The sequence below is a fragment of the Marinobacter sp. genome (genome assembly GCF_033722195.1).
In the GTDB taxonomy this organism is placed as follows: Bacteria; Pseudomonadota; Gammaproteobacteria; order Pseudomonadales; family Oleiphilaceae; genus Marinobacter.
On sequence record NZ_JAWVZL010000029.1, the window covers coordinates 20,343 to 34,437 of the forward strand.

The window sequence follows — 14,095 nt, forward strand, 5'->3', positions numbered from 1 at the left end:
TGGTCTTCAGCCCAAACCGGGATGTGGCGTGACGAACGGATGATGAAACACAAAGGGAAAGTTTTGACATCACTTTTGGCAGCGGGCTGCATCGCCGCTGCAGGCTCTGCGCAAGCAGGCATGATTACTTATGACAGCTGGGCCACGAACGAAGGTGGCACGGGCAATTACATTTTCAAGGTGGATGACGACACCGCCGGCAAGTTCAATTATTCGCTGACCGTTGACCCCTGGAATGCCGAAGCACTGGGTATTTTCATCGACTTTGGCTGCAGCAGTACAGGTGCGAGCCCCCTGCAACTGACTGGCAGTAACGTAACCCTGGCAGGCAGAAATACCACCAGCAACAATTGCGGCGCTGGCTGCAATGTTAACGGCCTTACTATCCCGGGTTTTGACGGAACCTGGGGACTGGTCTTCAGGCTGGGCACCCAGGGCTTCAATAACATCCAGACCTTCAACTGGACCACCTCGACTTTCGGTCTTGCTCTGAGTGACTTCGGAGTCGTGGCCGTCCGCTCCCAACAGCTTTGCAGTGGAAGCGATCTGCTGCCCGGCGACGAAAATTCCTGCGGAGGCAGTGACAAGGCTTACGGTTACCCATCTGTTTCGGTACCGGAGCCAGGTACTTTGGCATTGCTCGGTCTGGGTCTGGCAGCTCTCGGCGTGGCCCGGCGCCGTCGCTAGCAAACACAGTGACGCAGTTGAGCAATACGAGGCCGGCGCATGCCGGCCTTTTTCATGAAGCCCCGCAATAAGCCCGCATTGCACATAAGAAAACGTTCCTAAGCAGCGCTGGAACCCCGCGCCCCACCCGCCAATACTGGTAAATACATTTCCAGTACCGGAAGGATTGGGCCATGGCCATCGGGAGATTTCTTGGCGTTGGAAGTATGCTGTTTCTTGTTGCCGGTTGTCAGAGCTGGCGTTTCCAGGATGTTGAGTCGCTGCCTCCGACGGCGTCTCTCCCCCAAACCAGTCAGGAAGGTGTTGTCCACGCTCTTTACTGGGATGGCGTAGCTGGCACCGATATCAGTTCGCTGACCTCCCTTCCAGCCTATCCGAAAAGCCCTGACGCGATGCTGGAACTGAATGAACTGCGTGGCCCGGCTAACAGAGGAGACAATTACGGCACGCTGGTGCGGGGCTATATCATTCCGCCAGAAAGCGGTGAATACCGCTTTTTTCTCAGTGGTGATGACGAGACGCGTCTTTCCCTGGGCACTTCGGAGAATATCAACACAACGTCGGTGATCGCCTCCGTTCCCGGCTACACCAGCCCAGGTAGCTACACCAAGTATTCGTCGCAAACCTCCGCGCCCCAGCAACTCAGCGCCGGTCAACGATACTATTTCGAGATACTGCATAAGGAAGGCGGCGGCGGAGACCATTTCTCCGTGGCATGGGAAGGGCCCGGTCTGACGCAGCAGGTCATCAGCGCGCCCTACATCGCCTCGCTCGGCCAGTCTCTCTATCCCGATGTACCAGAAATCAGAACAGCCTACTCCCTGGGGTACCGGGTCGGCTTTACCGACGGTGCTCAAGGCCTAACCTTTGATCCGGATTACCCACCCCTGGACGCCGATCAGGACGGCCTTTACGACAACTGGGAAATCATCCATGGCCTCTCGGCGTCTGATCCGGCAGATGCCATGTCAGACCCGGATCAGGACCTTCTGTCCGCCGCGGATGAATTCCTGATGGGTACCAGCGAGAACAATCCGGACACCGACGGCGACGGCATACCGGACGGAGTCGAGTTTGCCTACGGCCTTAACCCCCTGCGCTCGATCGATGCAACCATGGACTCCGATAACGATGGTTATACCAATCTCGAGGAGTATCAGGCCGGCACTGCCATGGACGACCCGAATGAGACCCCATACCGGGAGCCGGTCTACGTCCCGGGTTTTGTTGGCCAATACTACTCAGGAATGGCTTTCGACAGCTTCGTCACCGCCAGGGACGATGGCGCCATCGACTTTTCCTGGGGCTCTGGCACGCCTCTGCCAGAGTTGCCGGTTGACGGTTTCAGTGTGCGCTGGAGTGGCCTCCTGCTTCCGCCCCACACCGAAGGCAGTCAGGACTACCGCTTTACGACGCGGACAGATGACGGCGTCCGTCTCTATCTGGATGGCCAGCTTGTCATTGATCGCTGGCGTGACCAGAGCCCGACGAGCTATAGCGCCACTGCTTCTTTGCCGGCCCAGCAACCGGTACCTGTCACCATGGAATACTACGAGAATCGCGGCGGGGCGGTGGCTCAGTTGTCGATCACGGACGTTGCCACAGGGCAAGCTGTTTCCCAGCTGCAGGCCGTGCAAGCGCCCGCGCCCACTGACATGCATGAGCAGGACACTGACGCCGACGGCATTCCGGACACCTGGGAGCTGAGGAATGGACTGAATCCCTGGGTTAATGACTCGGGCACCATTCACAACGACGGCGGCATCACCAGCTTGCAGGCCTACGAACTGGGCGTCTCCCCATGGACTCTCGAATCAGTGACCACTGAGGGGATGGCTCCCGACGGCACCACAACGGAAACTGCCCCCGCGCCGAACGGGGGTATTACTTTGTCCTGGACAGCGCCGTCCACCCGGGTGGATGGCTCGTCAATCGCACTGAGTGAAATCGATTTTTACGAGATCAGCTACGGGCAGGAGCCGGACAAACTTACCCAGATTGTCCAGGTCCCGGGTGATCTGGATTCCTACCGGTTTACAGATCTGGCTCCCGGCACCTGGTATTTTTCCATTCGGGTCGTCGACACCCAGGGACGCTCAAGTTCAACGTCCAATATCGTGCAGGCGGAGGTTCCGTAAAGCCTAGGTTCATCCGATTGGCGAGGCGCGTTCGTTGGGTTCCGCTAGTTGGCCGTCTGGGTCTGATCAATCACACGCGCCACCTCCGGAGAGAGCTGCCTTGCCAAGTCGGCGACAGCAGCTTCTCCGGCACAATCGTCGCAGGACAGAGCGAAAACCATCATGGAGCCGTCGGTCCGCCGATTGAAGGCCCCTTTGATCTGAGCGAGCTTTGCCTGGAGCTCGTCTGTTTCCCAGAACCCTTCCACGTAATAGCCAAAGGCAAGGTAAATGCTCGTATCGGTGACGCGATGGCGAAGCTCTGCGCCCTTGAACGCCTTGTCATCCAGCGTTTCGATATCGAAAAACCGGTCCAGCAGCCACTCGCTGTTGTCGTACAGGCGGTTGGAGTACTGGATAACCTCCGCTCTCGGGCGCTGGTAATCGTAGCTGTAGACGCCCACAAAGATTTTTTCGGACGGCTGCCCTCCCGCCCTCACCTCCTGGTGGTTAAAAAACGCCTGCTCGTAGATTCTGTCCGGGTGCTTTACCGAGGGCTGCCAGCCTTCGAGGCTCGCCTGAAACATGGGAGAGTAACGTTCCCGGTCGATCTTCATAGAGTACTGGACCGCCTGATCAGTCACGGAACCGCCAGCGCCGGGCAATGACAATGTCATCAGTCCCATGATCAGCGCGGTGCTGATCAGAGCATAAACGGGCTGGCCATTGTCACGGGGTTTTTTTTCTGACGCCTGCTCCATTCGCCGATGTGCCTTTTCAAACCGGGAGTTCTCCAACCAACGAGCGAGCAAAAACAGGGGAACCAGAGTGCCGGCGAACACCCACCAGCCAAAAGTATCGTGGTCGGAAATAAGGCTGCTCTGCATGTTGGTTTCGTAACCCATGTAGATGATCACGAAGACCCTGATCCAGTTCGCCAGCAACGCAAAGCCCACGGCGAGACCATAAAGCACCAGGCGTGACGCAACCCGGTGCAGATTCAGATAGCCATAGAGTACGGCAAGCAGTTGGCCCACCAACAGATAGCGCAGGCCCGAGCAGCCATGGGCGATCTCAAAGGCGCCCACTCCGAGTAGATAGACAAATACCCCATCGACCCGGAACTCGATGCCGAACAAACCCAGCAGGAGGCGATTGACCTCGACTGTGATCAGTTGCAGGGGCCAGGAAATGAAATCCCATACGGGAATGGCAAAAAAGAGAATGCCAACGGGAATAATGAAGCGCCGAACCTGATGCCAACCGAGAAACACCGCCAGCAGGCCCAGCAGCAGCGGCACCAGGACCAACTGCTGCAGCGCCTGAATACGCAGCATGGCACCCAGGGCGTAGCCCAAGAGCGCCGCCAAAAATGGAACCAGCCACAGGGGATAGAAACCCAGTGTGGGTGGCAAGCGTCGCCAGCTTTGAATGATGAGACCGAGCGAAACCGCGAGCAGAAGAAACCCGTGGGAGTAGGATTCATCAAGTTTCACCCACCGCTGGGCTATGCCCAAAGCCGTGGGAAATATAGCGGTCAGAAGTACCGCGTAAGCAACCAGCAGCGACAACGCCGGCCGGACGGAGCCCCGAAGGGTTTGGCTATCCATGCACAGACTCTCTCATTAATCCGAACGTCACCGTCCAGTGGAAATCAGAACCGGATCAGCCGGTTGCGATTAAGCCTCTACGGAATACTCGTACCGGCCACGAGATGATAGCAGGTGACACCTTAAAGCCGAAACGCTCGGTTGATCGTGCGCCGCCAGCCTGCGGGAAGTCTCTCCTGCTCCCGATACAGCAAGCGTAAATGCGGGCTGCGAACCAGCTCGGCGGTTACAAATTCGTTGATACGACCAGCAAAATGCCGCTTGTAATCAGAATGCTTGCCACGACCGGCCAGCAGGTCGTAATGAGCGCATGTTTCATCGAGAAAGGCCTGCTCAATCGCAAACCCAAGGTGGAGCCGGCCGAGCGAGACCTTCGGATCCAGGTCCTCCTGAAATCCGGACTGCAGGTTATAGCGCACGCCGCCTGCGAATATGTCATAAAGCACTGAGACTTCCCTACCATCAACCATAAGGAACGTGCAGGCTGCCCGCATGCCCGGCGACAGCCGCCGAAGAAGCCGGTTGTGAAAAAGCACTGCCTCCCGGTCGAAGGCCGGTTTTCCCCAGCGGTAGACGTGGAAGTGGTTGAGCAGGTCAAAGAAGCGCCCAAAGTCGCTTGTCTTCGCCTCCACAAACTGGATATCACTTTTACCGCTGAGGTACTGCCGGCGATTGAACACTTTCAGTCGAGTGTGCTTGCCAAGAGTTTTCAGCCAATCCCCGAATACGCCGGTCGTGTCGATGGACACCCCCTCGTCAGTCACCCGCCGAATACAGGTAACAGGTCCGGCTGCATCGCCGATGACCCTTCGATTGGCCTCAACTTCCTCGGGAGAGACATCGCAAAGAACCAGCTCGTCCCAGCCACTCTGCGCCAGGTGCTGCAACAGGGCGCGGCGTATGTCGTCCGCCCGGTCCCGGTGGAATATCAGGCCGCAATACTCTGTGCGCACCGTGGGAGACACACGCCAGGCGTTGCCAATGATCTGGAGCCGGTCTATCCGCAGCCCCACCGGCATATAGCTCCTGCGCCGATAGAGCGGCGCGATGCCAACCAGGATATTGCGTTCGTCAAACGCTCCCAGCAGATACAGGTCCAGGCCCAGAATCTGTGACCAGGTTTCCCACCAGGAATAAAGCCACGGCCAACTCATGAAAAGCCGATTGGCGTCCGACTCTGCCAGGCAGGCCTGCCAGGCATCGCCCATGGCCCGGAACTGGACTTCGCTGAAGCGCTGGACGGTGATCGCCATGGTCACAGCCTGGAGAAAAGCATCAGCGGGGGCGAATGACGCGCACCAGGGCACGCCAGACGGTGGTGTTCGCGGCCCCATACCGCAATCCACGTGAAAAAGAATTCCACGACGTCGCCCGGTCGCCGTTCAAGGCATAATGCCGAGCCTTACGGCTGTAGAACGACGCCAGTCCACGCCGGGTCTCAAGCCTGGTGACAGCCTCAGGGTAATCTCTCAGGAAGTCATGGATGATCTGCTCGTTGGTGTCGAAACGGCGGCGCTTGTCGCTGGAGATCTGGTCCGCCATCACCCGGTACTTCGCGAAGAACTCGGGCAGGTAGAGAAACCGGTATCGGGCAGAGAAGCGCAGCCACAGATCGTAGTCGTCCGCGACCCGGCGGGTACCACTCATGCCTCCCATCTCGTCAAAGCAGCGGCGTCTTGCCATCGCGGTATTCATACTGACGCAATTGTCCCTGAGCATCTGCGCGGCAATGTGCCCCGAGTAACGCCGCATGTTTTCACGGCTCAGTTCGCGGCCCCCTTCGTCGATAGTGATAATATCGCCGTACACCACGTCCACATCGGGGTGTTGCTCAAAGGCCGCCATTTGTTTCTCTAACTTATCAGGGAGCCAGGCATTGTCGGAATCGAGAAAACAGATAAAGCGGCCACGGGCGCGGCTTAGAGCGTGGTTGCGGGCCATGCTCTGGCCCTGGTTGGCCTGGTATTGATAGTGGACGCGGGGGTCCTCAAGAAAAGGCGCAAGCACCTCGCGGGTGTTGTCCGTCGAACCGTCATCGACGATCAGCAGCTCGAAATCCGGAAAGGTCTGATCGAGCACACTCCTGACCGCCTCCGGAAGAAAATCGGCCCGATTATAGGTCGGCGTAACCACACTGATCATCGGGCTAGTGTCAGCTCTCTCCCTGTCGTTCAAAATCCACTCCCTTTACGACGGTTCCAATGAAGCCATTTCAGGTCCGGCCGGGCCTGATCACCCGAAACAGACTGCGCCACACGACCGGATCGGCCGGACGATAGCGTAACGCCCGGCCAATCGCGCTCCAGGCCACGAGCTTATCACCAGCCCGGGCGTAATAGCGTGCTTTACGGCAATAAAATCGGCTCAGTCCCCACCGCCTGTCGCGGCTGGAGAGCGCGGCCGGAAAATCCCGCACAAAATCCAGCACGATGCGTTCGTTGGATTCGAAACGTGCCCGTTTGTCGCTGGAAATCTGGTTGGACATCACCCGGTAAAAGCCAAAAAAAGCCGACACGTAAAGAAACCGGTAGCGCGCGGAAAACCGGAGCCAGATATCGTAGTCATCGGCCACCCTGCGGCTTTCACTGAACCCGCCCATTTCCTCGAAGCAACGCTTCCTAACCATTACAGTGTTTATGCTGACGCTGTTGTCCGCCAGCAGCTCGCGGGCAATCATGCCGGAGAAACGGGGCATATTCTTTCGTGAAACTTCCCGGCCGTGTTCATCAATGTCGATCTCGTCGCCGTGAACAATATCCACGTCCGGATGCCTGTCCATGAGCGCCACCTGCTGCTCGAGTTTGTCCGGCAGCCAGGCGTCGTCCGAGTCGAGGAAGCACACCAGTTCCCCGTCGGCTTCAGCGAGCCCTCGGTTCCGCGCCACGCTCTGGCCCTGGTTCGGCTGGTTAAAATAACGCACGCGGCGGTCAGCCAGGTAGGGTTCGAGAACGGATACCGTGTCATCGGTTGAGCCGTCATCGACAATGAGCAGTTCGAAATCACTAAACGTCTGGGCCAGCACGCTGTCGACGGCCGTACCGATAAAGTCCGCGCGATTGAACGTGGGTGTGATTATGCTGACTCGCGGTCTGGTCTGAGCCATCCTGGCTCGCCTCCATTCTCAACAGACGTGGAAAACGGCCGCCTGCCTTCACAAGCGTCTGCGCTGGCGGCCAGCAGCTCGCCATCGGAATCCCCCGCCATCACAAACCACCCGGCGTCGCTGGGCAAACATGAGCAATCGCCTGTGTAAATAAAGAATCTCGGCTGGGACCGGGGCCGGAAAAAGCCCTCCTGCAGCAGGCAGGTGCCCAATTCCCGGTCGGAGGTGACCGCGGTAATCTGGTCCGCATGGCGCCAGTGCTTGCGACAGGCTCTGATCAGGGATCTCTTGAGAAGCTGATCCCGAGCCGGGCCGCAATAATCCACAATACGCAACTGGCCGCCGTGGTAGCGAACCACCAGAACCCCGGCAAGCGTTTCACCCCGCCAGGCGCGAACAAAGGCATAACGGGCCAGTGGATGACGCTGGTATTTCCAGTCCAGATACGCATGATTGCGGGTTACCACCTTGCCATAGCCCGAGGCAGAGCGATCCCAGAGTTCGTCGACCAGTTGCGCCGCAGGCAAATGGCTCTGAACTTCGAGGGTAAAGTGACCCGACACTTTTTCAGTGACTCCCAGAAGGCGGTTGAGAACCTGAAGACCGGTAAACGCCCAGTTTCTCATGGAGCCACGCTTGCGGATCAAGCGGTAGGTATGGATATCCTCATAGCGCTTCCAGCCCAAGTGAGTCAGGACGTCACAGGCCTTGTCGCTGACTCCGAACGCCATTACCTGATTGGCCTGCTGATGCAACGCCGCCTTGATGTGGGTTCCCAGTTTTTTTCCTCGCCAATCCGGGGCGATGTAAAAATCGCAGCTCCAGAGGGCATCCAGAGGTTTGCCCCGATCAGTGGCAAGGATCGGCATGACACCGTTGAAGCCCACCACCCGGTCATTATCGTCAACAAAAATTACCGGCGTGAATGGCTTTCCGAAGGGATTCTGCTCAAACTGCCATTCCCAGATGGCCGGTTTGAACGGAACATCGCCCAGCAAACGGAGAATGCCCTCACGGTACTTCGGGTGCCAGTCCACCTGTTTCATTCAAGCCACGCCTGAAACATCAACACCCCCCACAACTGGGAACTGAAATCCTCCCGCCCGGCAAGATGCTCCTGCCAGAGCCAGCGCACCCTATCCGCCTGCCAGTACCCCTGGTCCCGCAACCGGTCGGGCGCCAGCAGCGCCTCGGCCCAGTCACGCAGGTCGCCGCGCAGCCATGAGGCAACAGGAACGGCGAACCCCTGTTTCGGGCGCTCCACCAGTTGGCGGGGCACATGCCGGTGCAGCACGTCTCTGAGTACCTGCTTGCCCTGCCCGCCGGAGACGTTCAGCGCAGTTGGCAGACCCAGCGCGAATTCCACCACCCGGTGGTCCAGCATGGGTACCCGCGTCTCCAGACTGTTGGCCATGGCGGCACGGTCCACCTTGACCAGAATATCGTCCGGCAGGTACCAGTTGAGATCACGCCAGACCAGTGTCTTGAGTGTAGCCTCCGGAATTTGGTCTGGCAGTGGTGTACTCAGACTGTATTCCGGTTCACCGCTTTGCCTTAACAGGGCTTCCGGCCGGGCCACCAGCGAAACCTGCTGGCGATAGAACTCCGACAGGCTCGCCGTCGCTCCGCGGACCCGCTCTTCTTCCAGCCGGTACCGGACGCCAGCCAGAGAGCGATGACGCTGGCCGGGCACCAGCGCGCGAATCATCGGCGCCACCAGGGATGGGGGAAGCGCTGCCGCTGCGCTTCTGAGCCGCGCCTTGGCGGACGCCCTGCTCTGCCACTGGCGAAGCATGTGGAAGTAACGGGTATAGCCGCAGAACAACTCATCGCCGCCATCACCGGACAGGGCAACGGTCACGTGTTCTCGCGTCATCCGACTGACCAGATAGGTGGGCAGCTGGGAGGAATCGGCAAAAGGCTCATCGTAGACCGCGGGCATGCGCGGGATGAGATCCAGGGCGTCCTGAGGTTTGACGTAGAGCTCGGTATGGTCGGTTTTGAGGTGCCGGGCTACGGCTGCAGCGTGGATGGCCTCGTTATAGCCCTCCTCATCAAAACCGATGCTGAACGTCTTGACCGGACGGGTGGCGTGCTTCTGCATCAGGGCTACGACGGTAGAGGAATCGATACCGCCTGAAAGAAAAGCCCCCAGTGGCACATCCGATATCATCTGCTCGTTCACTACCTCGCCAAGAAGCTCCTCAAGTCGGTCGGCAGCCGTTTCCGGTGTCCAGATGAGGTTATCTTCAAAGTGGTCCTCCGCCCGCCAGTAGCGGACCGGCTCCGGCAGCTCTCCGGGCATCAGGCCGGCCAGGTCAAAAACCAGATAGCTTGCAGGCTCAAGCTTGCGGATGCCCCGGTATATGGTGTGGGGTGCCGGTATAAAATTGTGTCGCAGATAGAGCGGAAGCGCCTCTTCGTCAATCGCCCCCACCCAATCCGGATGGCAGGCCAAAGCCTTCAGCTCGGAGCCAAAGAGCAGGGTCTGCCCCTGCCAGCCTACGTACAGGGGTTTTTCACCCATGCGGTCCCGAGCAAGGTAAAGGCGGGAAGTCTCTCGGTCCACCACCGCGAACGCAAACATTCCTGCAAAACGCGTGAGCGACGCCTCGACTCCCCATCGTTCAAAAGCACCGAGCATGACTTCCGTATCGGAATGGCCGCGAAAAGCCAGACCTCCTTTCTCAAGCTCCGACTTCAGATCCAGAAAGTTGTAGATCTCGCCGTTAAAGGCAACCACGTAGCGACCCGAGGCGGATTCCATGGGCTGGGCACCCAAGGGCGAAAGATCCTGTATGGCGAGACGACGATGAATGAGGGAGAGGTGGGTTTCCGGATCGCGCCAGAAACCTTCGGCGTCTGGGCCACGATGTCGTAGCGCCGAAGACATTGCGTGCTCTGTGCTCTCAGTCGATTTACCCTTGAAGCCGACACCAACGTAGCCCGTAAAACCACACAAATTGGACTCTCCCTGTTACTAAAGACCACTCTCCAAGAATGGATGCCCTAGAGCTCGTGCACACGTCGAAAGTTTATCGGAAAACCCGCAAGGCTACACACTTTCTGAAGCGCCGCCAAAAGCAGAAGAATTCTGGGCTTTCGTGGGATTGCCATGACTGCTTTCTGCAGGATTGAAGCTTTCTGAACCAAACTGCTAATCTGAAATCGAACGTTGAAATGTTCATTTCTGCGAAGAGCAGCATACCCCTCTTTTGGAGTAGTGCATGGACGAAAGTCTCATCAGAAACAGGGCCGGAAGCCCAAGACCCTTTCTCGTCTTCTCTTCGGTAGGCGATTATTCGAAAGCAGACACTTGGTTTGCGGGTCGACGAAACTATGACGTTTGGTTAACTCAATACTCCGACGGGAGCGGTGTATCGAAAACTTCCCCCGAGTATTTTAACCGCCGCAAGGGTAGCAAATGGCAGAACCTCAAGTTTGCGATGGATACTTGGCCCGAAATTTTTGATCAATATCTTGCCGTTTGGGTTACTGATGACGATATTGCACTCCCTCCCAGACAAATTAATAGACTCTTCAGGTTTCACACAAAGTTGGGCCTTTGGGTGTCTCAACCTGCCTTTAACCGCCTGGGAAGAGTTAGCCTCAAAGTGACAGAAGAGGATGCGCTCTGCCGACTTCGTTACACCAATTACGTTGAGGTCACCTGTCCAATGGTAGAGATCAATATCCTAAAGGAGTTCAACAAGGTTTATGACCCGCGACTTGTAGGGTATGGAATCGATTGGTGTCTAATGCACCATATTAACGAGGGGATCGACGACAAAGTCGCTATCTTTGACTGTATTCGCTGCACAAATCCTAAAGAAAGCACCAAGGGTGGAATTCGTGAGATCCGCCGTTTGCAGTCTGACGAGCAGCGCCGGGCTATGTTTGAAACCGTCAAAAGAGAGCAAAACATCACGATTGACCGGCAGGGCGCGAGAAATCTAAGAAAAGTTCGCGAGAAGAATCCGTTCGTAGTCGGTTTCAGAGTCTTTCGCCAATTGTTCTGGGACAAGGCCACCAGGAAGCTTAGGTGGCAATACAAGCAGTATATCGACCGCTATTTTCACCCACACGCTTGATCACTTTTGATTCAAAGAGTCTGTTTTGCCAACGCCAAAGCATCATCAAAAGACGTCGCAGCCTTGCAAAGGCCGCTTTCGCCGGTATTCCAGGCTGCCCTGAAATTTCTGATTTTCCCATAGGAGTTGTCCAGAACAACATGGGGAATATCCATCAAAGTGCAGAGTATGTGAGCATGAAGGCGATCCGTGACCACAGCCCGGCCGGAGGAGAGAAGCCTGCATCCCCTCTTCAACCTGGCCCTCGCGGCCCAGTCCAAAACTAACTTTCTTGGGAGCAAACTACGTCGACCAAAAACCTTACGATCGGCACGCAAGTTCAGGCCTACAAACCAGCCAATAGCCCGGCGCTCAACCAGCCAGTCACAGAAAAGATCCCGTGTCGCCGCTTCTGCATGTTCGTAAATTTGCTCACGATCTTTTCTAAGCAGCCCTACAACCCTGAATTGAGGCTCGACCGGTCGGCGAAGCCTACCCAAATAAAGGGCCATATCAGGACACAGGTAAACCGGGCCTGCATGGATTCGCTCCGCAATTTCAAAACTGAGCTTGTCCCTCACAATCAGGTGGAAGTCGCCATGCTTCTTAAGAAAATTTGCACAACGATTTTCCTCCACTTCCGACTGAAAATGAATGGATTGCGGAAGCTGGATTATACGATTCCTGGGATACTGAAGTATCAGGGACTCACGGAGCTTTTGATGATGTATATACAAATCACCGAAGTTTCCGCCGCCATTAATCAGAATAGCTGCGTCCTCCGGTAACTCAGGATACCCTCTGCCACCCAGGTAACAGTCATCTACATGGCAGACATGAAAGCCATGGGCTCTCAGGAAGGCTCTCTGCCCGAGCCAAATCGCACTATCACCCACGTTAGCGTAATTGGGAAAATCAAAAATTGCGACTGCCCTACGGCCTTCCAGAAGCGGCAGGATGACTCGATCAATTTCCAATCGTAATTCGTCAAGCATTAGAAGCGTCCATGCAGAATGATAAACTTCAACTTGAAGCTCAGCCTGCTGTAAGCCGCTGGCTCCCGGTGCCAAGGCCCGCCTTGATGCGGTACTCGACGTTGAAGATGAACTATACCGGCGGCTTGCAAAGCCGTAAACTTTTGTCTTAAAAGCTATTTAGAAGAGACGATCCAGTGCAGAGCAAGCATAGACCAAAGGTCTCGGTAATCATTCCAGCCTATAACGTACAGGCGTATATTACGGAGTGTATAAATAGCCTGAAGGCCCAGACGTTTAACGATTTTGAGGCAATCGTTATCAACGATGGCTCCACTGACAATACGTTGGCCTTGATTTCTGAGGCTGTCGCTGATGACTCAAGGTTTGTCGTTTACGATCAGACCAATAAGGGGCTCGCGAGCACCAGAAACCGGGGCCTTGGGCTAGCCCAGGGTGATTTCGTCTACTTTTTCGACTCTGATGACCTCATAGAGCCGGAAATGCTGGAATCAACCGTGCACTTGGCGCTGGATGATGAGCTGGACCTGGTTCACTTCAACGCGCTGCCATTTAATGACAGGGATTATGCCGTCTGTAGGTTTACAGGAAATAATTATCTCAGATCAGTTTCGCCTGACCATGGTAATTTTTACCAGTACCTGATGCAGTCCAAACAGTACCGCAGCCCCGTCTGGCTTTACCTGATTAGACGAAGTTTGCTTGAAGACAATAAAATCCGGTTTATCGAAGGCATCATTCATGAAGACGAAGCATTCACCCTTCAGGTCATGAATCTTTCACTCAGACACGGATTTATCGAGCGCTCATTTTTTAAACGGCGCATGCGCAGCAATTCCATAATGACAAGTGGCCACTCGATGAAAAACGTTCGAGGTTATTTTGAAACCTTTCGTCACCTCGCTGAGTGGTTTTCGAAGAGTCCCGATATCGATCCTGGAGCAAAAGAAACGGTTCGCAAACACATTGGTATGTTTTATCTCAATGCGCTGAGGATTGCCCTGGAGCTGGGGGAATTAAAGAGCTTCAGAAGAAGTGCTATTAAACACTCGCATCATGTACTAAGACATGTTCCCCCGAAAAACAGCGTTGCCGTATTTTTTCCGCAATCCGTTGCCTCAAGGCTTGCCTATTAAAGATCTACTGCACTATCTGGTCGGAATCCTGTGACTGTACACCGTTCATCTCCCTGAACGCCTCGGACGACTCAAGTAGCTCAGAGAAGGTGCCCTTATCCGCCACCTGGCCGTTCTGCATCAGGTAGATAACGTCGCAGTTCTGAACTGTTGAAAGACGGTGGGCGATCATGATAATCGTCTTGGAGCGAGAAAGATTATCCACCGCATCCATAACGGCCCGCTCGGTGATGTTATCCAGCGCGCTGGTAGCCTCGTCCATGATGATCACGTCGGGATCGTAGTAGACGGCCCTGGCAATACCGATTCTCTGGCGCTGGCCGCCGGAAAGCCTCACGCCTCGCTCACCCACCTCGGTGTCGTAGCCATCCGGAAGC

Annotated in this window: 12 protein-coding genes; 4 read left to right on the forward strand and 8 right to left on the reverse strand. The window is 56.2% G+C overall.

Features of this window, described 5'->3' with window-relative positions; all coding sequences use genetic code 11:
* Positions 1-39: 39 nt before the first annotated feature.
* Both R3280_RS07710 and R3280_RS07715 read left to right on the forward strand, forming a co-directional pair.
* Positions 40-687, forward strand: coding sequence for a PEP-CTERM sorting domain-containing protein (locus tag R3280_RS07710; protein WP_318998010.1), 648 nt, complete (start codon positions 40-42; stop codon positions 685-687).
* A 206-nt stretch (positions 688-893) separates the two neighbouring features.
* Positions 894-2,825, forward strand: a complete 1,932-nt coding sequence (locus tag R3280_RS07715) for a PA14 domain-containing protein (protein ID WP_318998011.1) — start codon at positions 894-896, stop codon at positions 2,823-2,825.
* A gap of 44 nt (positions 2,826-2,869) precedes the next feature.
* On the opposite strand, the gene R3280_RS07720 is transcribed toward R3280_RS07715, so the two are convergent.
* The 6 genes from R3280_RS07720 to asnB all read right to left on the reverse strand — a co-directional run bounded on the left by R3280_RS07720 (position 2,870) and on the right by asnB (position 10,479).
* Positions 2,870-4,414: an exosortase/archaeosortase family protein gene (locus tag R3280_RS07720; RefSeq protein ID WP_318998012.1), complete on the reverse strand. Its 1,545-nt coding sequence runs from the start codon at positions 4,412-4,414 to the stop codon at positions 2,870-2,872.
* A gap of 122 nt (positions 4,415-4,536) precedes the next feature.
* Positions 4,537-5,667 (reverse strand): GNAT family N-acetyltransferase, encoded by a 1,131-nt coding sequence (locus tag R3280_RS07725; protein WP_318998013.1) that lies wholly within the window; start codon positions 5,665-5,667, stop codon positions 4,537-4,539.
* A gap of 22 nt (positions 5,668-5,689) precedes the next feature.
* On the reverse strand, positions 5,690-6,556 hold the full coding sequence (locus R3280_RS07730) for a glycosyltransferase family 2 protein (protein WP_318998022.1): 867 nt from the start codon (positions 6,554-6,556) through the stop codon (positions 5,690-5,692).
* 70 nt (positions 6,557-6,626) lie between these two features.
* The gene (locus tag R3280_RS07735) at positions 6,627-7,517 is read right to left on the reverse strand and encodes a glycosyltransferase (RefSeq protein ID WP_318998014.1); all 891 of its coding nucleotides are present in this window, start codon (positions 7,515-7,517) and stop codon (positions 6,627-6,629) included.
* Positions 7,487-8,563: a GNAT family N-acetyltransferase gene (locus R3280_RS07740; protein ID WP_318998015.1), complete on the reverse strand. Its 1,077-nt coding sequence runs from the start codon at positions 8,561-8,563 to the stop codon at positions 7,487-7,489. Before R3280_RS07740 ends, R3280_RS07735 begins: the two co-directional genes overlap by 31 nt.
* Positions 8,560-10,479 (reverse strand): asparagine synthase (glutamine-hydrolyzing), encoded by a 1,920-nt coding sequence (gene asnB / locus R3280_RS07745; protein ID WP_318998016.1) that lies wholly within the window; start codon positions 10,477-10,479, stop codon positions 8,560-8,562. The genes R3280_RS07740 and asnB overlap by 4 nt, the downstream gene beginning before the upstream one ends.
* 265 nt (positions 10,480-10,744) lie before the next feature.
* Here asnB and R3280_RS07750 point away from each other — a divergent pair, with 265 nt between their 5' ends.
* A complete protein-coding gene (locus tag R3280_RS07750; RefSeq protein ID WP_318998017.1) occupies positions 10,745-11,608 on the forward strand; it encodes a hypothetical protein in 864 nt (287 codons plus the stop codon).
* Between the two features lie 11 nt (positions 11,609-11,619).
* On the opposite strand, the gene R3280_RS07755 is transcribed toward R3280_RS07750, so the two are convergent.
* Positions 11,620-12,582 carry a polysaccharide pyruvyl transferase family protein gene (locus tag R3280_RS07755; RefSeq protein WP_318998018.1) on the reverse strand — a complete coding sequence of 321 codons (963 nt, stop codon included), beginning with the start codon at positions 12,580-12,582 and terminating at the stop codon, positions 11,620-11,622.
* Between the two features lie 176 nt (positions 12,583-12,758).
* Between R3280_RS07755 and R3280_RS07760 the strand changes: the two genes are divergently transcribed.
* The gene (locus R3280_RS07760) at positions 12,759-13,718 is read left to right on the forward strand and encodes a glycosyltransferase (RefSeq protein WP_318998019.1); all 960 of its coding nucleotides are present in this window, start codon (positions 12,759-12,761) and stop codon (positions 13,716-13,718) included.
* Positions 13,719-13,722: 4 nt separating this feature from the next.
* Here R3280_RS07760 and R3280_RS07765 read toward each other — a convergent pair.
* Positions 13,723-14,095, reverse strand: a 373-nt coding sequence (locus tag R3280_RS07765; protein ID WP_318998020.1) for an ATP-binding cassette domain-containing protein, incomplete at its 5' end; no start/stop codon positions are given.

Excerpts from the sequence above, each read along its gene's own strand:
- R3280_RS07710 (WP_318998010.1), top strand. The coding sequence starts at position 40 with ATGATGAAACACAAAGGGAAAGTTTTGACATCACTTTTGGCAGCGGGC.
- R3280_RS07715 (WP_318998011.1), top strand. The coding sequence starts at position 894 with ATGCTGTTTCTTGTTGCCGGTTGTCAGAGCTGGCGTTTCCAGGATGTT.
- R3280_RS07720 (WP_318998012.1), bottom strand. The coding sequence starts at position 4,414 with ATGGATAGCCAAACCCTTCGGGGCTCCGTCCGGCCGGCGTTGTCGCTG.
- R3280_RS07725 (WP_318998013.1), bottom strand. The coding sequence starts at position 5,667 with ATGGCGATCACCGTCCAGCGCTTCAGCGAAGTCCAGTTCCGGGCCATG.
- R3280_RS07730 (WP_318998022.1), bottom strand. The coding sequence starts at position 6,556 with ATGATCAGTGTGGTTACGCCGACCTATAATCGGGCCGATTTTCTTCCG.
- R3280_RS07735 (WP_318998014.1), bottom strand. The coding sequence starts at position 7,517 with ATGGCTCAGACCAGACCGCGAGTCAGCATAATCACACCCACGTTCAAT.
- R3280_RS07740 (WP_318998015.1), bottom strand. The coding sequence starts at position 8,563 with ATGAAACAGGTGGACTGGCACCCGAAGTACCGTGAGGGCATTCTCCGT.
- R3280_RS07750 (WP_318998017.1), top strand. The coding sequence starts at position 10,745 with ATGGACGAAAGTCTCATCAGAAACAGGGCCGGAAGCCCAAGACCCTTT.
- R3280_RS07755 (WP_318998018.1), bottom strand. The coding sequence starts at position 12,582 with ATGCTTGACGAATTACGATTGGAAATTGATCGAGTCATCCTGCCGCTT.